Below are 21604 nucleotides of genomic sequence, written 5' to 3'. Positions count from 1 at the left end.
ATCATCTGGAAGGTAAACTCGCCTGCACATAAACCAGAGAGGCAAAGTTGTTTAGCTATGGCGATTAGCCTGAGTTCCGCGATCGGTGTCTTAGATCGAACAATAACCAGCGTCTACTTGCTGTAGATCTTTCAGGGATCGCGTTAAATCTGATCAATTGTCACTTTGACCATCAGCCCAACTCAGTGCATCTCAGTTATTTCTACCAGTGTTGCGACAGCTTCATACAGTTAACTATGCTTCTGAAGTCTCTTCGCCGGGATAGGGAGTGAGGATCTCCACGCCTGTTTCGGTAACGGCGATCGTGTGTTCGCATTGAGCAGAGAGCTTGCGATCGAGTGTGACAGCCGTCCACTTATCAGCAAGAACTTCGACTTCCCAAGTGCCTTCATTAATCATCGGCTCGATGGTAAACACCATGCCGGGTCTTAGCTTTTTGCCAGTACCGGCTTTGCCATAATGCGGAATCTGAGGTGCAGTGTGGAACACTCGGCTGATGCCATGCCCTACAAAATCTTGTACGACCGAGAAGCCTTGCCCTTCGGCATACTCTTGAATGGCAGCGCCAATATCGCCAATCTTGGCACCAGGTTTCACGGCTGCAATACCGCGTCGTCGGCATTCATCGGTAACTTCGACTAGCTTACGGGCGATCGGCGATGGTTCTCCCACAAAAAACATCTTGGAGGTATCGCCGTGATAGCCATCCAAAATTACCGTCACGTCAATATTAACGATGTCGCCATCTTTCAAAAGTTGCTTGGCGTTGGGAATGCCGTGGCAAACCACTTCGTTCACGCTGGTACAAATGGATTTTGGGAAACCTTTGTAGCCTAATGGGGCACTTTTTGCACCATGCGCCTGCGTCCAGCGTTCGGCTTCGTCATTAAGTGCAAGAGTGCTTACACCAGGCTGCACCAGCGACGAAAGGTGATGCAGTAGTTGTGCTGCCAGGTGTCCCGCCTGACGCATTTTATCGATCTCTCGTGGGGACAGGAGAGTAATTACTTCGCGTTCCATAGGTTTCTATTCTACTGACAAAGGGCTTCCAGTGGGCGGAGTTCTGCGGACGTGAGATCGCGCCATTGTCCGGGGGCAAGCCCGTCGAGTTGAAGGTGGGCGATCGCCACCCGCACTAGTCGCAGTGTGGGAAAATTGACCGCCGCTGTCATGCGTCGTACCTGTCGATTACGACCTTCGGTCAGCGTTAGCTCTAGCCAGGCAGTCGGCACTGTTTTACGAAACCGAACGGGTGGGTCACGTGGTGGTAGAGTCGGTTCTTCGGTTAGCAAGGTGACAATCGCAGGACGGGTTTTGATGCCCTGAATGAGCACACCCTGCCGCAGTTGTTTAAGAGCCGCGTCATCGGGCAGACGTTCAACCTGCACCCAATAGGTACGCGGGTGCCGAAATTTGGGATCGCTGAGGCGATGTTGTAGTGAGCCATGATTGGTCAACAACACCAAGCCTTCACTATCGCGATCGAGCCGCCCAACCGGATAAACACCTGCTACAGGAATGTAGTCTTTGAGGGTACGCCGCACGCCATTCGAGCCATCATCAGTAAACTGACACAGCACATCATAGGGTTTATGAAAGAGCAGATAGCGGTAGGACACGCTGGGAAGTTTTTAGTTTTTAGACATCAGTGTTGACATGCATTGACTCATTGGGTTAGCCCAAAGAGACAGTGCGTTACGCTGAAGCTTTTCTTTGATAGCGAAGCCTATACAGCACTCTACACGGCTATCAAACCTTAAAACACTAACAACCAACTATTAATTGACTCTGACCCGGAAGCGCACGAAGCCAAAGTTATTGCCGACGGTGTTAGGAATGTCGCCCAGGTCAAAAATGACTGTCCCATTCTGGTTGCTGGCATCCGTACAGGAGTTGCCAACCGGCAGGGGTGCCAATGGCGCGAAGACAGTACCGCCAGCCGCGATCGCGCCGTTATTGCGCTGCACCTGCGTGGTATTGGCAATGAGCGTTGTGCTTAAGGGAATTGGGTCGCAGAGACTCACGCCGATCGCCGGAGCCGTACCGTCAGACAGGTAGTAGACCGTATATTCCACATCATCGCCACTCTGGAGCTTAATGGATGCGGGATCAAGGTTGATCTGCCCGATCGGTGCGCCGCCTGGCTGAAGCTGTGTGAACCCAGGCGTATTATCAACATCCCCAGGCGCATCAATAAAGGTGCCAAAATTGATGCCGCTTAATGATGTGCCATTACGAGTTACATTCGTGATCCGTTTCACTAGGCGAAAGGCACCGCTACCACCACCACCAGAAGTTGGAGACAGCGAAACAACAGTTGGTGTGTTGTTGTTGTTTGGGTTGCCATCTCCATCTGGATCGGCATTAGCACCGTCGTTAGACTGATCGCTGAGTGGAGAACCGCCCTGACTGATTGCCGCTACAGTCGTGGTATTAGGGAACGGACCTAAACCGTTAGCTCCTGTACCAGGCGTAACATTAACGCTAAAGGTAATCGTTGCAGTGGTGCCTGAGGGCAGCGTATCTGTGCCCTGTAAAAGATTTTGGTTGCTGCTGCCGTTAAATGCAGTGTTTACTGTCAACGTTGGGCTTTGAATGCTCGTAACGCCATTAAGTGTTGCATTGGCAAATGTTTGCGCCAGATTGTCGGTCAACTGCAAATTAGTGATGTCAAACGATGACTGCCCAACAGGTGCAAAGTTACGCACCAGCACCGTATAGGGAATGGTATATGTACCGTTAGCGTTTAGCACCGGAGTTCCCACACTTTTGGAAACACCCAGCGTGGGAAGGCATTCCCGCACGCCTAGCGCGGTAAAACCAAAGTCATCACCAAAAGTATCGTTTGCCTCGTCAAGAATTTGAAACGTCGTTGGATTTGGTGTTGCACCCGTTGTAAAGGCAAATTGAGTGGGAATCCATGACTGTCGCACATTGGGAAGCTCCTCAAACCCTGGCACAGCCTGAGCTGGATCGCCTACTCTTAACTGCGTTGTGGGCTGGATAAAGCCGGTTGGGTCTACAGGTGAACTAACCTGCAAGCGGATCTCTGGCGGCACCCCGTTACTACCTGGTGGTCCTACATTTACCAGCAGGTTAAAGAACAACCCCTTGAAGTTGTAGGTAGTGTTGGGGCGTAGCGTTGTTAAGGTCTGTCGCCAAACCACTGGATTCGGAAAGGCTGACTGTGGTACCCCAGGCGTGGTTGCATTCGCATTGGGGTTGGAATAGAGATAGGTATTAATAGGAGTATTGCCAAGACCTGCCCGACTCGCTTCTGCTGCCGTAACACCACGACCACTCACAATCCCACTAGGCGTTGCTGGATCGGTCAGCGGTCCATTTTGAATGGAAAGCCCTCCTACGTTGTCGCTGGGATACACTCCGTCACCGCGATACGGCGTACTGCTAGTAAAGCCAGCCGGATTATTAGGAGGAAGGGGACCGACGACACCAGGGGAAGCAGTAAAGGTGCCGTTGTTAATTAAATTGAGCTGCCCTTCGCGGGTGCCTGCGGGACAGCCATTGGGACCAACAGCCGATTGTGCGTGGGCTGGCAGTGTGGGCAAGAACGCTTGTGAGCCCAGTAGCAGGCTGACAGATGATAGAGCAAAAATTTTCTTTAGGGGACGGTTCATCAAGCCTCACACAGGAAAAATACTCGAATGGGGTTAACACGATCGCACTTCAACTGAGGGTGTAATCGGCTCAGGGTTCGATCTGCAAATCTTGTTCCTGGATGATTACTTCAATATCTCTGACATCGCGGTAGATAAATTCAGCGCGTCGATCGCGGGCATAATCCAGTCGAGTACTGCCAGGAGCAACCCGCTGGCGCTCGCCCAACGATCGAATAGTCAGGCGCTCGGGTGCAATGCCACGCCGCAGCAGATAGTTACGCGCCGCAATGGCTCGTCGTTCACCCAACGCCAAGTTATAGGTATCGGTAGCACGGGGGTCAGTATGCCCTTCAATCGTCACGAGAATGTACGGGTTCTCGACCAGGACTTGAGCAATGCGATCGAGTACTCTAGCTGTTGCAGCGCTGATAGTGGATTTGTCGAGCGCAAAGTGAATGTTTTTGGGCACCGTGAGCCGCACAACGTCCGGTGGTGGTTCTGGCTGGGGGGGCGGCTGTTGAGCAACGGGGGTCGTACAGCGGGGCGGTGACGTAGGGGATTGAGGAGCGGGCACGGGAGACGCAGCAGGAGCGATCGCACGCACAACGGCAAGACGGGCAGGCTCAGAGGAGCCGTAGCGGGGGTCAATGGCGATCGCACTAATCTGCTCACCCACAGAAGCAGCGATTGTGGTGCTAAAGTTGCCGTTTGCGTCAGTTTCGGTTGTGGCGATCGATTCACTCAACGGGCCATACCCATCATCCTTGCCGGACACCTGGTAAAGCTCAATTTTGGAGCCGGGGTCTGCCTTGCCAAAAACCTGCACCGATGGTTTTGCAGCGGCTGCATCCAGCGTAAAAAACTCTTTGCTAGCAAAGCGTGGCGCATCGATCGCCTCATTACCGGTTTCTTTGCGGCGATTAGACGTATCTCGCTGAGGGTTGACACCATCGCCGCGCTGATAGTCGGACACATCCGTTCCTGACTCCACCACTGGATCAGCGTACTGCGATCCGCCTGTGCCCTGCCGCGTGACTAGATCAATGCTCAACCCTTCTAGATTGGAGAACCGATTCGTCTCAATCTGATTCTGGCGACTGGTGGGATAAGCAGCGACCACGACACCGGGACCCGTCTGATAGCGAATCTGGTTGCCCGTCACCTGATGATTACTGCCCATCAGGTAAATGGCTGCACGTCGCAAACGCCTGCCGTTGTATATGATCTGGTTGTCTTTAATCTGCACAGCACCGCTGGGTTTAAAGAGATACACACCGCTGCCATCATTTGCACAGATGAGATTGCCTGTAATCTGCGACTGGTTGACGGCACCTTCCAGCCGAATCGCATCTGGCATCCCTGCTACGCCATTGCCAATAAGCACGTTCTCGCTGACTTGTAAATTTTGTGCGTTCACTGAGGTAATGATGGCGCTGCCGTCGTGATCTGCAATCCAGTTACGGCGGATGGTGGTATTAACGCCATTGAACACTGACACACCAAAGGCAGAGCGGGGCGTTTGAGTCGCTCCCGACGCCTGACTCCCGACTCCCGACTCTCCAGACAAAGGTGGAATGCCCAGCCAATTGTTCTCAATCACCACATTCTGCGCAGGCACATCATCTTTGTAATACGGCGCAAAGTTAGCAGGGGTTCGCTGTTTGCTGATGTCGGGTGGGGGCAAGCGATGGGTGATGAAAATATCCGCAGGAGGCGTGCTGGCTGTCTCGCGGTGAGTCGAGGTGAAGCCATAAAGACTCAAGCCGCGAATGGTAATGTTGTCAGCGGCAACGGTTAGCCCCCGAAAAACTTCTTTGCCCTCTGCTGGGGCGATCGCAACTACAGGAACGGGCATTGGCAGTTCATTAATCGTCGATCGCTCAGCCTGATAGCCGGGTTGCGTGGTGCCGTCAAGCAGCAACCCATTACGCTGGAGTGCAGGCAACACATCCACAAGGCGAATGGTCGTTTGCCCCTCTGGCAGTTGGAAGGCAATCTGCGATGACGCATTACCTGTAAGCGGTTCTACCTGCCCTTGTTCAGCAGGCGACAGGCGATCGAGGGGTAATGTGCCGTTGACGATCGCGATCGCCTCCCGCAGCGTCAAGCCCTCATCTGCTTGCACGGCTCCATCCTGGTTACTGTTCACCGTCACCCGTAGAACTTGCGCTGCCGTTGTATCTGCTGTCTGCGCTACCCCAACACCGCTTGCAAAAACACTCAGAACCATCAGCAAAAGCGGCACCTGATAGAGCCTTCTGCCTTTTGCCTTTTGCCCTTTGTCTTCTGCCTTCTGCCTTCTGCCTTCTGCCTTCTGCCCTTTGCCTTCTGCCCGCTGATTCATACCACCCTGATACAGTTTGCTCATTGACCTTGCCCTCCATTGAGCGTTGCTTCTGGAGCCACGGAAGCGCCTGCTATGGGTTTAACGATCGACTCCTGTTGCTGCGGCGGGGCGATGTTGCGCTTAAAGCCAAAGATGTCAGAGAGCTGATCCAGCTTCAGGCTAAGACCAACGAAGAAGCCGCCCCGATCGCGATCGCCAAAGTCCCGATCCTGAGCATCGCCAAAACTGTAGCCTGCTGCTACGCGCAAATTAGGCGTGACGTAGTACCCAAGTTCTGCGACAAAACCGACCTCTTGATAGCCGCTGGCAGGTTGCCCAATCCAGCGCACTTCGCCCGCGACATCCCAGCGATAGCCAAAGCGATAGCTCGTGCGGAACTGCGCCAGGGTAATGGAGTTGGTGCCCAGCAGATCTTTTGCCAGGTAGGATTTGGTGTTTCGCAACGCAAATTTGCCGTAAAACTCCCAGCGGTAGTTAGGTGCATAAATCGCTTCTGCCGCAAACAGATTCACTGTCGAACCCGTGCCGCTGCCAAACAGAAGCGTATCAGGCGTATAGGCGGGGTTTTGGCGATATTCGTAGCGCATCAGCGCATTGAACTTATCGCTGCTGGGGTCGCGGTATGCCAGACCCACTTTGAGGTTAATCGTGTCGCCTAACCCAGAGCCGACCAGCAGTTGGTTGGCAAAATTGCCCTGGTCGTAACGTGCAAGTGCGGTGAGTGCTGGCGATAGTTTACCAGCGGCTCCGGCAGAGATGACAGTGTTGTTGCCTGCTTTGGAGGTGCGGTATTCATAACGTCCCGTTGCTTTGAAGTTAGGGTTGTCGGTGTACTCCAGCCCAATGCTGTAGCTGTCACCGCCTGTAATGCCCAGTGAGGCGGCGCTTTGTCCCACTGCAACAGGTTGGGCGAACTGTTGTCCTGCGGCAGTGTAGGCGAAAATATCACCAAAGATGCGCTCGTAGCCAAGGTTTGCCCGTAGACCAGGCGCGATTTTGATACGGTGATTCAGCCCGATCGCCCCCTGATTAGTCAGCCCATTAACACCCGTCAGGATGGAGTAGCGTCCAGTGAAGGTGGTATTTTCCGTCAGGCGTTGATCGACGATCGTATCCAGGCTGGTGATGGAGTTGGTACGGTAGACGCTTGTTTCACTGAGAAACTGTTGTGCCAGCCGCATCGTTACACCTTGCATCACTGCCCAATCAAGCGCCACTGTTGTCCGATTGGGGTAGAGCGGATCGGGTGTAGCAATGTTGGTTTCGTTCTGGGCGCGAAACAAGAGCGTTTTTGCCAGCGGCACGTTCAGCCGAGAGACTAACTGGCTACTGCCCTGATCTAAGAGACCGGGAGCGATCCGATCGTCGCGAGTGCGATTCACAAAATCAACGCCCACTTCTGCTTTGCCCAGCGTTTGCAGCACACCCAGCCGAATGGTGGTCAAGCTGTTATCGACCCGCGTACCCGGAAGAGGGTCTCGACTGAGGTTAAACAGGTCGGTTAAACCAGTCGAGGTCGTGAAACCGCGTACTGCTGTAGCAATACCAAAGTTGACTTCGCGATCAACCTGAAAGAGCAAGCTGGTTGTGGGTGTTACTTTGGCAGACACTTCTGCTCCGTAGTTGGTCTGCCCCGGTGCAAAGCTAAAGGTTGCATCGTTGGCAAAGTTCTCTTCGACTGATCGATAATAAGCGCGTGCCAAAATGCTCGGTGAGAGTTTGCCGTTAAGTTCTACCCGATAGGCACTGCCGCGAATAGTGCCGCGAAAAACGGAATCGTTGGTCGATCGGGCATACTCTGCAATTAATCTGGCATCTTTGCCCAAGGGAATCAGCGCATCCAAGCCAAACAGCGCAAAGGTATTACCGCCCTGGTCTTCGTTTAGGTAGCTGGCTGCTGCCCAGCTTTCTGCCCCTGGCGTACGAGCAAAGTTGTACTGCACCCGTCCAGCGTACAAGCTCGTATCCTGCCCTAGCCCTTCATACTGATAGGTGACTACGATACGGCGTACCAGCGTCCGTCCAAACAGGTCAAATTCAGTCGTCTGAACCGGGCGACGGAACAGTAGTGAGCCGCGATCGTAGTCAAACTCGTAGTCTTGCCCCTGAAACAGTTGCTTGCGATCGACCAGCGTACCGGGGCGACCCAGTTCCTCCGTTTCCAGATAGACCAGTTCGCTGCCTGCCTTCACTAACCGCCGCGAGAGGTAGTAGTAACCACTAGTGCCGTTGGGGATAAGCGAATCGCGCTGGAAGCCCTCCAGATTGTCGGCGTAGAAGCCCGTCAGTTGGAAATTGCCCAGATTGTAGTTTGCCTTGAAGCCGTGCAGTTGGCGGTTGGTTGCCGTGTAGTATTGCGATGCCGTTGCCAGTTCTGGTGTGCTGTAATCGCCCCACATAAAGAAGTCTGATCCGGCTTGGGGCACCTTAGACGTGCGCTCCAGCTTGAGATACAGGCTGTCGATCGAGGGAGCCAGAAAATCGGTAGTCGAGCTATCGCCGTAAACGGGATAGACCTGATCGCACGCCTGGGTATTCCGAAACAGGTTAGTGGTGCCATCGCACGTTTGGTTGAGCGGACGCTGGCTATTGAATGCACCCGTAAACAGCCATTCACCAATGCGACCTGTAGCAAAGGCAGCGGCACCAAAGTCAAACCGGGGCGAACCGTCATTCAGGCGATCGGGGTTGAGAAAATCACGGAAGCTGCCGTAATAGTCGGTTCCCGGCGCACCCAGCCGCAAATTGATGGAACCCGACATAATGAACGGGCGCAAATTGGTAATGAACTCAACTTGCGTATAGGCTTCGAGTTCTGGTAGTTGGGCAGAACGACCCGGCAGTGGTGTCCGAGGCGCAGGGCTAAGGACAGGGGCAGACCGCGATCGCCCATCGTTCGCCTTTTGGATCGGTGGCAGGGGACGGTTGGAGCCGTCCGGTTGAAGCAGTTTCGCCTCTTGTAAAGCGACAGCCGCCCGGATACGAACTTTTTGGGGTGCCAAATTAGACTGAAGCTGTGCGGTAAATTTGCCGCCTCGCGCCAACACCTGAAAGCCAGAACGCTCTGTATCTTGATCAACACCGACAAACTTGCCTGCACTGGCAGTGAGCGTGACGATCACATCCTGAGTAATCACCTGTCCGGCTTCGTCTACAACCTGACCTTCCACCGTGACGGACGATCGCCCATCAGCTGGAACGCGCGGATCGCTGGTCGGCAAAAACTCCAGACGGGCTGCTGTTTCCTTTACCGTTACCACAACACTTACTGGCGTACCACCCTCCGGTTGTACCGTCAGCGTATTCTCACCAAACCGTAGCGGAATGTCGTACCAGACTTGCGTAACATCATCTGCACCAGCCTGAATCTGGGTTTGAATGGCAGGGTCGATCGGCGTTTGGTTCACCGTGACCTGCACCTTCGTCGTGGCTGGATACTGCACGATCAGGTTGGTCGATCGTTCTCCAATTGTCGTTGTCTGCGGTGCCAGAATGCGGACGACCGGGGCGATCGGAGTCGGTGCTGGTTCAGGTGGCGGAGACGTTTGAGCCAGCAGTTGATCGTGACTGGGTGCGTCATTGGCTGGAGTGCTAGCTGGTTTGCGATGATCCGGATCAGGACTGGCTGCATCAAGCGTTGGTGTGGAACTGACTGTATCAGAACTCGCTAGAACAGGGCTGTCTGATTCAAGGGCATGGGCGGGTGCGATCGTGGCAACAGCACCCAACAACGAGGACAGCAATGCTAGACCCAGGGTTACATTTTGCATCCTACTGTCCCCCTTCCTTAAAGCTAGGCGTAACAGCAAAATTCATCCGCACGGTTGAGCCGGAAGCTAACCGCACCAGACGGGATGGACTATTTGCCTCAATGCGGTACAAGTTAGGAGCAATGGTGTAGCCTGGTAGGCTCGTCAAGTCCAGCGTGCCAGTGCGGGTGCCGGAAATCACGTAAGCCAGTGAAAACAGCCCAGCAGCATCGGTTGTGATGCGGTTACCGTCATCCATAAAAATGACCGCATTGGGAACTCCCGGCTCTCCCGGCTGCTGCTCGCCATCAAAGTTTTTATCAACAAACACACGCCCAATCACCGTGCCGCAATCCGCCAGAATGCCAGGGCGAATTTGCAGTCTGTAGCTGGCAGTATTGCTCTGTACAGGAATGGTTGCCGTTTGCCCCTGCGCTACCGCAAGGTTTCTGCCTGTACCCCGAACAGCATCGGGCGTAAGGAGTGCTGCGTATACCAGCGTCAGTGTTTGCTGCGGAGCAAGGCTGGGATAGGTAAACGTAACCGTGCGTCCGCTGACAGTCGGCGCTGCGATTGCCACCTGTGTCGCATTGCCACCCGTCCCGATTGAGCCACTCACCGATTTTGCAATAAACTGCAACCCCAGCGGCAAGGTGTCTATCACTTGCAGGGGCGATACGGTTGTTGCACCCGTATTTTTGATTTGCAAGCGATACACAACGGTATCGCCCGGTTCAGCAGCGGCACGATCGGCAGTCTTAATAATTTCTAGGCTCGATCGGCTTGGTACTGCTGTAAGGGTTGTTGGATTAGAGTTTGCAGTCCGATCAGCGCCACCCGGTCTGTCTTTAAAGCGAGCTGAAGCGGTATTCGTGATCACAACGTCATCAGCAACCACAGGCAAAGCTAAGGCAATCATGCCTCCAAGCAATCCCCAAGCTGCTAAGACGTGGAGAGACCCCAGTCCTGGCAGTTTTTTCAAAAAATGCACTCCTCACACTTAGCGAAAACTCAGTTCAGTAATCCTGCGGAACTGATGTAAGCGAAACGTCGATGCAAACCCCTGATGAACAAATCTACAGCAGGATTGTTCAAAAGCAACAAAAGCCTTAAACCCTTTATTAGCAGAATTCTCACCCCTACTTGAGCAACTGACCGTGAACGATCAGGATATGGCTAGGAACACACTCAAGTCAGTAATCGTACTGAATCTAGTTATAATCTTCCAGAAAAATATAAACTCCGCAGGAAAGTTAAAAAACTTAATATTTCCGTAAAAATCTTAACACTGCACTGTAAATTAGTGACTGCGCTCCCAGAAAGACGTTGAGCAGCAGCCATCCTCACGAATTAGGCGATTACACGGGCAGGGCTACATAGGCGCGATCGCGGCTTTCAAACTCTGGCAAAACGTCTCGATCGCCTGTAGCCCTTCTGTTGGCGAACCATCTGCTAACCGCTTGACAAAGGCACTACCAACGATCGCTGCATCTGCGCCCCATTCCATTACCTGGCGAGCGTGTTCCGGCTGCGAAATGCCAAACCCTACGCCGATCGGCTTGTCTGTAACCGTGCGTAGCTCTAAGAGCAAATCTTTTACCCGTGACTGCACCTGCGTTCGCATACCCGTTACGCCTGTAGTGCTCACCAGGTAAATAAAGCCCTGCGACTGCTCTGCGATCGCCAAAATACGCTCCTTCGGGCTCGTCGGCGCGATCAGCAGCGTCACATCAATACCAAACTCTGCCGCTGGCTTCAGCAACGTTTCTGCCTCTTCCAACGGCAAATCGGGCACGACTAACCCCCGCACTCCAGCCGCCGAAATTTGCTGCAAGTATGTCTCAATGCCGCGATTCAAAATCGGGTTGTAGTACGTGAACAGGATGATCGGCGCTTGCAATGTCGGACTAACCGATCGCACCACCTCCAGCACCTGATCTAGCCGTGTACCCCGCTTCAATGCCCGCGTAGCTGCCGCCTGAATGACAGGACCATCCGCCAGCGGGTCAGAATAGGGCACTCCCAGTTCGATTAAATCAGCCCCACTGCGATCAAGTACCCGCAGCGCCTCTGCCGTTGTCTCCAGATCAGGATCACCCGCCGTAATAAAGGGAATGAGCGCACAACGGGCATGGTCGCGCAGAGTTTCAAAGCGTTGAGCGATCGAAGTCATTTGAATCGTTTTTAGTAGTTAGTTTTTAGCATTGGTAGGCGGAGGATACAGCGACGACTGGAGAAGCAAATAAAGGACGGCACAAACACTTCCCTCGCTTTTCTAGCGCTCCCGTCTGCCCTGGCTTCCACCGCCCCTCATCCTTTTCGCTCTGCCTCAATTTCTGCCTGCAATTTCGCTAATTCTTCTGGCGTCAGCTCTTCCAGGCGTTTTTGCAGCACGGCTTCCTCGTAATCTTTAAGCTGCTGGTTATAGGTCATGGTTTTTGTCACAGCGCGGAGTGCGTAGGTAGCAACCCAGCCGAGCAGCCCACCCACGAGTGCAACCTGCGTCCAGATACCTGCGGTCGTGCTGTCTAAACCTGCACCTTGCAAGAACAAGTAAGCCAGTCCACCGGCTGCGAACACTCCGAAGCCAATTCCAAGAGCATCAATCCGTCGCATTTAGTATGTACAAGTAGGAACGCAGACTCGACCCTTTTGAAAAAGGGTAAATCAGGGAAGAACGGAGAGGCATGATCGCGCCCTCCCTAGCCAGCCACTTCACGGCGCTGTGGACGAAAGTTGAGAAACGGCGCTAGCAGCAACAGCCCTGGGAAAAACATGAACACCAGAAAATACATAAATGCCCGCTCAAACGAACTTGCGACATACCAGCGCTTATTTAAGTAGAAGTAGAGGGCAGCCGGGATAACCAGCAAAAAGGCACCAGCCAAAACCAGATACAGAAGGGCAACCGTAATATCCATAGAGATGGTAAGGGATGGAATTCACAACATTCTACCGCTTGCCCGTCGTCAACGCTGCGTTTTTGTTGACAAGGATTATGCGAGCGAGGGTCGATCGCCACCACGCGATCGTGAGGCAACACAAAAGGAAGTTGTACAAATACTCCAATTGATGGTGCAATAAATGAATGGATTAACATCCAATGGATTCACGTCCAACGGATCGACGTTCAATTTACGGGGGCATGGCGGAATGGTAGACGCAACGGACTTAGACAACTGAGCCTTGATGGAGAAATCGATCAAGTGACCGCTCTCAAACTCAGGGAAACCTAAATTAGGGATGAGGGATGAAGGATAAAGGCGAAGGGATAGATAAAGTTTTGAGCGAACTCAGAACTGCCTCTTTTCTCTACTCCTGACTCCTAAGCCCCATAACCCATCCTCAACAAGGCAATCCTGAGCCAAGCCGAAGTAGTTGTGCTGAGTGACGGGTTACAGACTTTGAGTGACTGCTTTAACTCAAAACTGCAAACTCAAAACTCAAAACTTCGTACCTTGGAAGGTGCAGAGACTCGACGGGAGCTACCCTAACGTGCAGCCGAGGGTAAAGGGAGAGTCCAATTCTCAAAACCAGCAGGCACCCCCTGTTGGCAGCAGCGAAAGTTGCAAGAGGATGAAAATCCGTTGACTGCAAGGTCGTGAGGGTTCAAGTCCCTCTGCCCCCATACGTCATACAAAGTGATACAAAAACCGACTTTCTGGATCGAGAAAGGTGTTTCAACACTAAGGCTTGATCGCTAGAAAGTCGGTTTTTAATTTGAGGACTAGAAAAAACTGGATGGCAGCACGGGTAGGTCTTTAGCCTCTCAGTCTAAAGGGGCTATTTCCCTAGATTCGGTATACCTGCTAAAGCTAGCCCGCAAGTAGACGCAGCAATCAGCTTGACTAAGCGATATTTGCAGTGATTCTGCCGCTGCCAAAGCGTTGGCTCAACTAGCCCCACGTTCGGTTAAGAATGAGTGCGAGACGCTTGTGTTCGTAGCTAAAACCGATGCTTCAAAGCCAGTCTCAGCTCTTCTGGAGTCAATTTCTGTTCGTCAAACTCACGTTAAACTAGGGTCTGAATTCCTCAGGTCGCTGGTTATGAATGCTCTAGAAATCACTCCTGAAATCAAACAGCGCGTACAGGACTTGCGGAAACTACTCTGGCAAGCTAGCTACGAATACTACGTGCTGGATGCGCCCACAATGGAGGATGCCGTCTATGACCAGCTTTATCGAGAATTAGTAGACCTGGAAACACGCTACCCAGCGTTGATTGTGTCTGATAGCCCGACGCAGCGTGTGGGTGAGCGTCCCGCGAGCCAGTTTGTCTCCGTCAAGCACAACATTCCGCTGTACAGCCTGGAAAACGCCTTTGGCAACGAGGATTTGGTGAAATGGCAGGAGCGGTGGCAACGGCAGCTATTAGCCGTCAGCGGTCAGCCATCAGCAGATGGGCTATTTGACTACGTGTGCGAACTGAAGATTGACGGTAACGCCCTGGCACTGACCTACGAGAACGGCATTCTGGTGCGTGGCGTGACTCGCGGCGACGGCATTACAGGCGAAGAGATTACTCAAAACGTGAAGGCGATTCGATCAATCCCTCTGCGGCTGAATCTAGACAATCCACCACCTGTTGTAGAAGTGCGTGGTGAGGCATTTTTACCATTGTCATCGTTTGAGCAAATCAACCAGGAGCGCGAACAAGCAGGCGAAGCACTCTTTGCCAATCCTAGAAACGCCGCCGCTGGAACTCTCCGCCAGCTAGACTCTAAAATCGTTGCCCGCCGCAAGCTTGATTTCTTTCCCTACACGCTGCATTGGGGAGCGAAGGCAGAAGGCAGAAGGCAGAAGGCAGAGGTAGATGGGGTAGCAGGGGGAATTGGAGAGGCAGGGGGAGTAGAGGCAGCAACGGAGGGAAAAGTAACTCAAAACTTTCTTCCGCCGCCTATTTCTCCCTTCCCACTCCTTACGCCCTCAACTCAGTGGGACTGCCTCGAACTCCTCAAGCAAATGGGCTTTCGTGTCAATCCTGAACGGCAGCAATGTGCTGATTTGCAGGCGGTGCAAGAGTATTGCGATCGCTGGTCGCTCGATCGCACCCAGCTCCGGTACATGACCGATGGCGTAGTCGTCAAAATTAATTCCTTAGCGCTGCAAGCTCAGTTAGGCTTTACACAGAAATTTCCCCGCTGGGCGATCGCCCTTAAATATCCAGCGGAAGAAGCGCCGACGATCGTCAAGCGCATCAGCGTGAATGTGGGTCGCACAGGTGCCGTAACGCCCTTGGCGGAAATGCGTCCCGTACAGCTAGCAGGCACCACAGTAGCGCGAGCAACCCTACACAATAGCGATCGCATCGCCGAATTGGATATCCGTATCGGCGATACCGTCATCGTTCGTAAAGCAGGCGAGATTATTCCTGAAGTGGTGCGCGTGCTCTATGACCTTCGCCCTGAGCAGACAACGCCATTTCAGATGCCAAGCCAGTGCCCCGAGTGTAGTCAACCACTGGTTAAGCCCGACGACGAAGCCGTTACTCGCTGTATCAACGCCTCCTGCCCCGCTATTCTGCGTGGCGCACTGGTGCATTGGGCATCCCGGCAGGCACTTGATATCAACGGTTTGGGCGAAAAGCTGGTACTGCAATTTGTGGATACTGACCTGGTACGCTCCGTTGCCGATCTGTATGACCTTACGGTTGATCGCCTACTGCTTTTGGAACGCATGGGCAAAAAGTCTGCCGAAAAGCTGGTCGGGGCGATCGCTGACTCCAAACAGCAACCCTGGGCAAGAGTGCTCTATGGCTTGGGCATCCGCCATGTGGGCAGCGTTAACGCACAAATTTTAACCCAGCGCTTTACCAGCGTCGAGGCATTAGCAGCAGCAGATGTGGGGACGATCGCAACCGTTTTTGGCATTGGCACCGAAATTGCTGAATCAGTCCATGACTGGTTCCAGAACCCTGGCAACCAACAGCTAATTCAGCGCTTGCAGGCTGCTGGACTACAGTTCGTTGGCGAGGTGGTAGACTCTGACCAAGTGAGTGCGGCGATCGCGGGCAAAACCTTTGTCGTCACGGGCACCTTACCCACCCTCAAGCGTGACGAAGCAAAAGCCATGATCCAGGCAGCAGGCGGCAAAGTTACTGATTCTGTAAGCAAGAAAACTGATTATCTGGTTGTAGGCGAAGATGCAGGCTCCAAACTTACAAAAGCGCAAACGCTAGGCGTCGCCCAATTGTCTGAAGCAGAACTACTGGAGCTACTGGATCGGGGGGAGGAATGAGGGCTGAAGGATAAAGGATGAGGGCTGAAGGTTTTGAGTTGCTTTGACCACTAACGACCCTTGTGCCTTGTGCCCTTTGCCTTCCGCCTTCTGCCCTTTGCCCTCTGCCTTCCTCCCCCTCTCCTGTTCATCAGTGTCTCGGATGGGAACACTAGAGCTACCGATCGCCCCTTTTTCGGTCACTCATGAGCAAGCAAACAGGCAACCCCGTTCCCAACGCAGCATCGAGTGCTGAAAGTATTCTCTCAATGCTGCCACCCGAAGCACAGCAGTGGGCGGAAAGCTTACCCTGGAACCAGCGTCGCTTTGTGCTGTCACTCTGTCATCTCATGTGTGCTGCCACGCCTGAAATGCGCGCTGGTTTTTTAGACGATTACACAGCCGATGGGTTGATTTCTAAAGTTTTAGAAGACCGAGATACAAAGCAAAAAGTCAGCCATTACTTAGAAGAATTTAACGTCAAAACAGAGCTAGATCCGATCGCGTTAAGACTCTACATTCGGCAGTTCTACATCCATTCCGCGCAAGATGTGCGGGGGCAACCCGATCTGTATCTAGAATCAGCGCTGCGACTGGTCATGAATACCGCAGAGCGCAATAACGTATTCAGCTACATTCTGGGTTTTGAACTCATTAAAATGATGTTTCGGATGAGCTGGTTTCAGCATGAAAAGCTCTATCGGCTACAGCGAAATCAGGATGAATTTATCAACACCTATATCCGACCGATTCAGCATACGCACAAGATCAATCGCATTATTGTGCCGAAAGACGAACGGTTGTTTTTTGCACGACGCGACTATTTTGTCCAAAAACCTGCCATCAGCGAAAGAAAGTTGATTGAACTGGCGATCGCCACCTTCACCACTGAAACCACTACTAATCTGGGCTTCTCCATTATTCGCCACTCCCAGTCGCTGATCTTTGACTACGATTACATTTTTGAAGCCGAGCAAGAAGTGCTGTCTTATATAGAATAAGCAAGTGGCGATTCAAGCTTGATTAAAAAGCTCCGCTCACTGTTTGCGTTACGATAGGCAGTGCAGCAGCGAGCAGGTTCATGAGTCAGCATTACAGTCTACCAACGGCAGAACGGCTTGCATTCGGTCATGCTGGCACGATTAGGCGATGGGGCAGCGCGATCGCCCTCTTTACCGTCGCTCTTCTAGCAGGATGTACAACCCAACCCCAAAGTGGCGGGAACAGTATACCAACCCCTTCTGTCTCCATTGTGGCTAGCCCTACGATTACGCCTAGCCCTACAGCGACCAGCAAATCGCAAGCAACAAAAGATTTGGAAAGCCGCTTAAGCAAAGCGTTTACCGATGCGACAAAAGTTCCAATCAATTCAGTTGATTGCCCAGCACAATTTGATGTCAAGACAGGCAACCGTTTCAACTGCCAGGCAACATCAGACGGTCAGTCGTTCGCGCTTGTGGTGGAGCTAACGAATCCAGATGGTCAATTTCAGTGGAATACTCAAGGCTTACTCGTCCTACCAAAGCTAGAGCAATTTATCCAGAATCGCATTCGTGCGAAAGGTGGACCTGATGTGACAGCAGATTGCGGCGGTAAGATTCGTATCGCGCAACCAGGAGACACCTTTGAATGCAAAGTCGAGGGTGCACAATTGCAGCCACGGTCTGCTCAGGTTAGGGTTAAAGACGAGCAAGGCGGCGTTGATATTTCGTTGCGCTAGAACGGTGAAGCTCCTTCACAGTACGGTAAGTAGGGGTTGCGAATCTTAATCCTGTGCTAATCTAGGATGCAGAGTTTGATTCGGTTGCAGTGTTTGTTCTTGGTTTCAGCAGGCTTCTCTCCGGATTTAAACCCCAACACCTATTACTCTCCGGAGATATTTCATGTCAATCTATGTAGGCAACCTTTCCTACGCCGTTACACAAGAGGATCTCAGCGGTGTTTTTGCAGAGTATGGCACGGTCAAGCGTGTCCAGCTACCCACTGATCGTGAGACGGGTCGTCCTCGCGGCTTTGGTTTCGTTGAGATGGAAACCGATGCAGAAGAGACTGCCGCGATCGAAGCCTTAGACGGTGCAGAATGGATGGGGCGCGATCTTAAAGTCAATAAAGCACGTCCACGCGAAGACCGGAAACCGTCTGGTGGCGGCGAGGGCAGAGGCTATTCCAGCAGTCGAGGCGGCTACTAGGATCATTAGCCGGCTTTGAGAATGGCAATTGGTGATAACACTGTCTTTGCTCCAGTGAAGCCGTTTGTAAGACGGTTTGCTGGAGCGCTTTGGTTGATTGATCAGATTAGGAGAGAGCATGACTCAGGTAGTTTTAGGCGAGAACGAAGGTATTGAATCGGCGTTACGGCGGTTCAAGCGGCAGGTTTCTAAGGCGGGTATTTTTGCCGATATCAAGCGGTTGCGGCAGTTTGAAACCCCGATCGAAAAGCGCAAGCGTAAGGCGATCGCCAAGCGCAAACATCGCTTTAAGTAGTTCGTTCTCTCGTCATCGTTAAGAAATTAATCGGTCTTTCTACCGATAGCCATTATTCGCCTAGCCGCTTTTTATCACTGCGGTAGCGAATAAGTTCGGCTACAAAGAAAAGTAAGCCGGATGCCAGAATTAGGATGACGCTCAGGGCGTTGATATCCGGCTTTACTCCGGTACGGATGCGACTAAAAATCTCCATCGGCAGGGTGTTGGTGCCGCCGCCCGCTGTAAAACTGGCAATGAGAAAGTCATCCATACTGAGTACAAATGCCAGTAAGCAGCCTGAGACGATCGCGGGCATTAGTTCCGGCAGCAGCACCTGTACAAACGCTTGCGCTGGCGTTGCACCCAAATCAAGTGCTGCCTCTTCCAAATGCGGATTTAGATCGGTTAGGCGGGTAGAAACGACAAGCGCCACGTAGGACAGGCAGAAAACAACGTGGGCTGCTACGACTGTCCACAAACTCAGTTGCACTAGACCCCCGCTAAACGGGATCGCAACGGCAGCTAGAAAAACCAGTGTCGAGACTGCGATCGCAATATCGGGAATAATCAGCGGCAGGTAAGCAGCACCTCGATAAAGGTTTTTGCCCGGAAACCGGTAGCGTGCTAGCCCCACTGCCATTAATGTGCCGATGATAGCGGCGATCCCAACTGCAAAAAACGCGACCCTCAAGCTATCTGCCAACGCCGAAAGAATGCGTTCGTCGCTAAAAAATTTGCGATACCAATCTAACGTAAAGCCTGTCCAACCAGCGCTGTAGGGTGACTGGTTGAAACTGTAGAACGCTAGCACCAGAATGGGCAGATACATAAAGCCAAACATTAGCAGCGAGAAGAGCGACTGCCAGGAAACGGGGAGTTTGGGTTTGGAGGAAGACATGAAGATAGAAAGGAAAGGGGCAGGAGGCAAGGGGACGTTCTGAGTTAATTCTGGCTACTGTATATTACTTACTGACCTTAAAACCCTAAACGTTACTGGTGTTGCGATCGCCGTACTTTAGCAGCAGTGCGATCGCGATGCTGACTGCCAGAATGAGCAGAGTACTAAGGGCAGAGCCAAAGCCCCAGTTTTGCGTTGCACCCAAAAATTGGTTGTAAATAAGGCGGGCAGCCGTCATGCTAGAAGCGCCGCCTAGCAATTCTGGATCAACAAAATCACCCAGTCCCGTAATAAACACCAGCAGCGCACCAGCAGTAATGCCAGGGATGGTTTGTGGTACGGTCACGCGCCAGAAGACCTGTGAAGGTGAGGCACCCAAATCAGCGGCAGCTTCTAGCAGTGATCGATCAAGCTTCTCTAGCGAGGCATAAAGGATCAGCACCATATACGGCAACAGGCTATAGCTCATGCCCACCAGTACCGCTGGACTTCGATTGAGAATGTCGAGTGCAGGTAGCCCGATGCTTTGAAGCAGTGAATTAAGGACACCCGTTGGGCGCAAAATTGTAATCCAGGCGTAAGAGCGGAGCAGGGATGATGTCCACAGCGGTAGGACAAACCCGACGACGAGTAGATTCTGCCAACGCTTTGGCACCATGAGAGCAATCCAGTAAGCAACAGGAAAGCCTAGCAGCAAACAGATAATTGTTGTTCCTAACGCAAAGAACAGCGATCGCCCCAGCACTTGAAGATAAATCGGCTGAAAAATGAGCGCATAGTTGTTCAACCCAGACGGATTCACGACCTGCCCCGGTCGTATGCTAGGCACCAGACTTAGCTCCACAATTAACAATGTGGGAATAATCAGCAGTAAGCCTAGCCAGATCCCAGCAGGTCCCAAAAGCAGTAGTGGCTCTATCCACCGAGGCAACTCTGTGCGATCATCGCGGGACGGAGCATTTGACGGGGCAGGAGGCAATGCTTGGGACATAGAGGAAGGGATGAAGGAGGAAGACTGAGGGATGAGTTTTGAGTTGAAGCTGATGGCTGACCGCCGACTGCTACCTTTTGCTTTTTAACAACCGACCTTTAGCTGCTAGTGAGCTGAGTCCAATATTTTTCATATAGCTCTTCGATCGATGCTTTCACTGGTGCAACGCCCTCACACTTCGTTAACAGGCTTTCTGGCGGAAAGAGAATCTCATTGTTGCGTAAAGGGGCTGGCAACTGGTCGAAAGCAGATTGATTGGGAGAGGCAAAGTTGAGGCGCTCAGTCATCTGGGCAGCAACAGACGGTTGCAGCACGTAGTTAATCCAGGCATAAGCAACATCGGGGTTAGGGGCGTTTTTGGGAATCACCATTGTGTCGCTCCAAAGGGAGGTGCCGCTACTGGGAATGACGTACTTCAAGTCGGGATTGGCAAGCGTGACAGACATAGCATCTGCCGAATACCCCATCGCAAGAAGCAAATCCCCAGCAATCAGCTGATCGCGCCACGCATCTGTAGTAAAAGAGGCGATCGCTGGTTTCAGAAGGGCGAGCTTTTCGTATGCCTGCTGAATTTCTTGCGGATTGGTGGAGTTGTAAGAATAGCCGAGCGATCGCAGGGCTGCGCCCATCACCTCTCGCGTGTCGTTAATCAACGTCATCCGACGAGACAGGGTTTGCTGCTCTGCCCAGAGATAGCTCCAATCAGTTGGTGCAGGCTTCAGCTTTACACTGTTGTAAATCAAACCAGTAGTGCCCCAGCTAATCGGCACATGGTAGCGATTGCCTGGATCATGAGCAGACGACTGAAACTTTGGCAGGATATTATCCAAACCCTGAATACGGCTTAGATCAAGCTGTTGTAGCAGTTTGAGTTGAATCATCTTTGCCACAGCGTAATCGGAGGGATAGATGACGCTGTAGGCGGCTCCCTTCCCAGCTTGAAAGGCTGCCAACATCGTTTCATTCGAGTCAAATGTATCGGCAATGACTCGAATGCCCGTTTGCGCTCTAAAGCCTTCTAGCAAGGCATTATCGATATAGCTTGACCACGTGTAGATACGTAATTCATTCGCTGTTTTAGCATTGGGTTGCAGTGGTCGCACCTCTGCTAACGTCCAACCACAGCTTGAAAGGGTCAGACCAGACAAGGCACCTGCCGCTGCCTGCAAAAACGCTCGCCGCGATCGGTGCATCCTGCCAGGACGGGATGAGGACGAAGCTGGCGTTGAGTAAAAGGAAGGAGGCACGATGGGGAATAAGGCTAAAGGCTAAAGGCTGAAAGTTTTGAGTCTTGATTGCACCACTGCGCTAGAACATG

General features: G+C 52.5%; 19 protein-coding genes. 6 read left to right on the top strand and 13 right to left on the bottom strand.

Annotated elements, in window-relative coordinates:
• Nucleotides 1-234: 234 nt before the first annotated feature.
• The 9 genes from map to H6F76_RS04870 form a co-directional block, all read right to left on the bottom strand.
• A complete protein-coding gene (gene map / locus H6F76_RS04910; RefSeq protein ID WP_190506409.1) occupies nucleotides 235-1020 on the bottom strand; it encodes a type I methionyl aminopeptidase in 786 nt (261 codons plus the stop codon).
• 11 nt (nucleotides 1021-1031) lie between these two features.
• Nucleotides 1032-1619 carry a pseudouridine synthase gene (locus tag H6F76_RS04905; protein ID WP_190506408.1) on the bottom strand — a complete coding sequence of 196 codons (588 nt, stop codon included), beginning with the start codon at nucleotides 1617-1619 and terminating at the stop codon, nucleotides 1032-1034.
• Nucleotides 1620-1778: 159 nt separating this feature from the next.
• On the bottom strand, nucleotides 1779-3638 hold the full coding sequence (locus H6F76_RS04900; protein ID WP_190506407.1) for a hypothetical protein: 1860 nt from the start codon (nucleotides 3636-3638) through the stop codon (nucleotides 1779-1781).
• A gap of 70 nt (nucleotides 3639-3708) precedes the next feature.
• Nucleotides 3709-5988 (bottom strand): OmpA family protein, encoded by a 2280-nt coding sequence (locus H6F76_RS04895; RefSeq protein WP_199321927.1) that lies wholly within the window; start codon nucleotides 5986-5988, stop codon nucleotides 3709-3711.
• Entirely contained in the window at nucleotides 5985-9737 is a 3753-nt protein-coding gene (locus H6F76_RS04890; RefSeq protein ID WP_190506406.1) for a hypothetical protein, read from the bottom strand. Before H6F76_RS04890 ends, H6F76_RS04895 begins: the two co-directional genes overlap by 4 nt.
• A 1-nt stretch (nucleotide 9738) precedes the next feature.
• Nucleotides 9739-10698 carry an isopeptide-forming domain-containing fimbrial protein gene (locus H6F76_RS04885; RefSeq protein WP_242036533.1) on the bottom strand — a complete coding sequence of 320 codons (960 nt, stop codon included), beginning with the start codon at nucleotides 10696-10698 and terminating at the stop codon, nucleotides 9739-9741.
• Between the two features lie 390 nt (nucleotides 10699-11088).
• Nucleotides 11089-11889: a tryptophan synthase subunit alpha gene (gene trpA / locus H6F76_RS04880; RefSeq protein ID WP_190506404.1), complete on the bottom strand. Its 801-nt coding sequence runs from the start codon at nucleotides 11887-11889 to the stop codon at nucleotides 11089-11091.
• Nucleotides 11890-12026: 137 nt separating this feature from the next.
• Nucleotides 12027-12332 (bottom strand): DUF3007 family protein, encoded by a 306-nt coding sequence (locus tag H6F76_RS04875; RefSeq protein WP_190506403.1) that lies wholly within the window; start codon nucleotides 12330-12332, stop codon nucleotides 12027-12029.
• 86 nt (nucleotides 12333-12418) lie between these two features.
• Nucleotides 12419-12637, bottom strand: a complete 219-nt coding sequence (locus H6F76_RS04870; protein ID WP_190446705.1) for an NAD(P)H-quinone oxidoreductase subunit L — start codon at nucleotides 12635-12637, stop codon at nucleotides 12419-12421.
• Between the two features lie 4 nt (nucleotides 12638-12641).
• On the opposite strand from H6F76_RS04870, the gene H6F76_RS04865 reads away from it, so the two are divergent.
• Complete coding sequence (locus H6F76_RS04865) at nucleotides 12642-12800, top strand: hypothetical protein (protein ID WP_190506401.1); 159 nt, start codon at nucleotides 12642-12644, stop codon at nucleotides 12798-12800.
• 962 nt (nucleotides 12801-13762) lie between these two features.
• On the top strand, nucleotides 13763-15952 hold the full coding sequence (gene ligA, locus H6F76_RS04860) for an NAD-dependent DNA ligase LigA (protein WP_190506400.1): 2190 nt from the start codon (nucleotides 13763-13765) through the stop codon (nucleotides 15950-15952).
• On the opposite strand, the gene H6F76_RS04855 is transcribed toward ligA, so the two are convergent.
• Nucleotides 15929-16135 (bottom strand): hypothetical protein, encoded by a 207-nt coding sequence (locus tag H6F76_RS04855; protein ID WP_190446707.1) that lies wholly within the window; start codon nucleotides 16133-16135, stop codon nucleotides 15929-15931. The genes ligA and H6F76_RS04855 overlap by 24 nt on opposite strands.
• 2 nt (nucleotides 16136-16137) lie before the next feature.
• On the opposite strand from H6F76_RS04855, the gene H6F76_RS04850 reads away from it, so the two are divergent.
• The 4 genes from H6F76_RS04850 to rpsU all read left to right on the top strand — a co-directional run bounded on the left by H6F76_RS04850 (nucleotide 16138) and on the right by rpsU (nucleotide 18415).
• Nucleotides 16138-16932: a cobyrinic acid a,c-diamide synthase gene (locus tag H6F76_RS04850; RefSeq protein ID WP_190446708.1), complete on the top strand. Its 795-nt coding sequence runs from the start codon at nucleotides 16138-16140 to the stop codon at nucleotides 16930-16932.
• Between the two features lie 80 nt (nucleotides 16933-17012).
• Nucleotides 17013-17651, top strand: a complete 639-nt coding sequence (locus tag H6F76_RS04845; protein WP_190506399.1) for a DUF4333 domain-containing protein — start codon at nucleotides 17013-17015, stop codon at nucleotides 17649-17651.
• A gap of 163 nt (nucleotides 17652-17814) precedes the next feature.
• Nucleotides 17815-18120, top strand: a complete 306-nt coding sequence (locus H6F76_RS04840) for an RNA-binding protein (protein ID WP_190446710.1) — start codon at nucleotides 17815-17817, stop codon at nucleotides 18118-18120.
• A gap of 118 nt (nucleotides 18121-18238) precedes the next feature.
• Nucleotides 18239-18415: a 30S ribosomal protein S21 gene (gene rpsU, locus H6F76_RS04835; RefSeq protein WP_190446711.1), complete on the top strand. Its 177-nt coding sequence runs from the start codon at nucleotides 18239-18241 to the stop codon at nucleotides 18413-18415.
• 52 nt (nucleotides 18416-18467) lie between these two features.
• On the opposite strand, the gene H6F76_RS04830 is transcribed toward rpsU, so the two are convergent.
• The 3 genes from H6F76_RS04830 to H6F76_RS04820 form a co-directional block, all read right to left on the bottom strand.
• Nucleotides 18468-19295, bottom strand: coding sequence for an ABC transporter permease (locus H6F76_RS04830; RefSeq protein WP_190506398.1), 828 nt, complete (start codon nucleotides 19293-19295; stop codon nucleotides 18468-18470).
• Between the two features lie 85 nt (nucleotides 19296-19380).
• On the bottom strand, nucleotides 19381-20286 hold the full coding sequence (locus H6F76_RS04825; RefSeq protein WP_190506397.1) for an ABC transporter permease: 906 nt from the start codon (nucleotides 20284-20286) through the stop codon (nucleotides 19381-19383).
• 98 nt (nucleotides 20287-20384) lie between these two features.
• A complete protein-coding gene (locus H6F76_RS04820) occupies nucleotides 20385-21533 on the bottom strand; it encodes a spermidine/putrescine ABC transporter substrate-binding protein (protein WP_347275977.1) in 1149 nt (382 codons plus the stop codon).
• Nucleotides 21534-21604 lie beyond the last annotated feature (71 nt).

It is taken from the genome of Leptolyngbya sp. FACHB-321 (assembly GCF_014695975.1).
In the GTDB taxonomy this organism is placed as follows: domain Bacteria; phylum Cyanobacteriota; class Cyanobacteriia; order Leptolyngbyales; family Leptolyngbyaceae; genus Stenomitos.
This window is presented reverse-complemented; position numbering and strand designations above follow the sequence as displayed.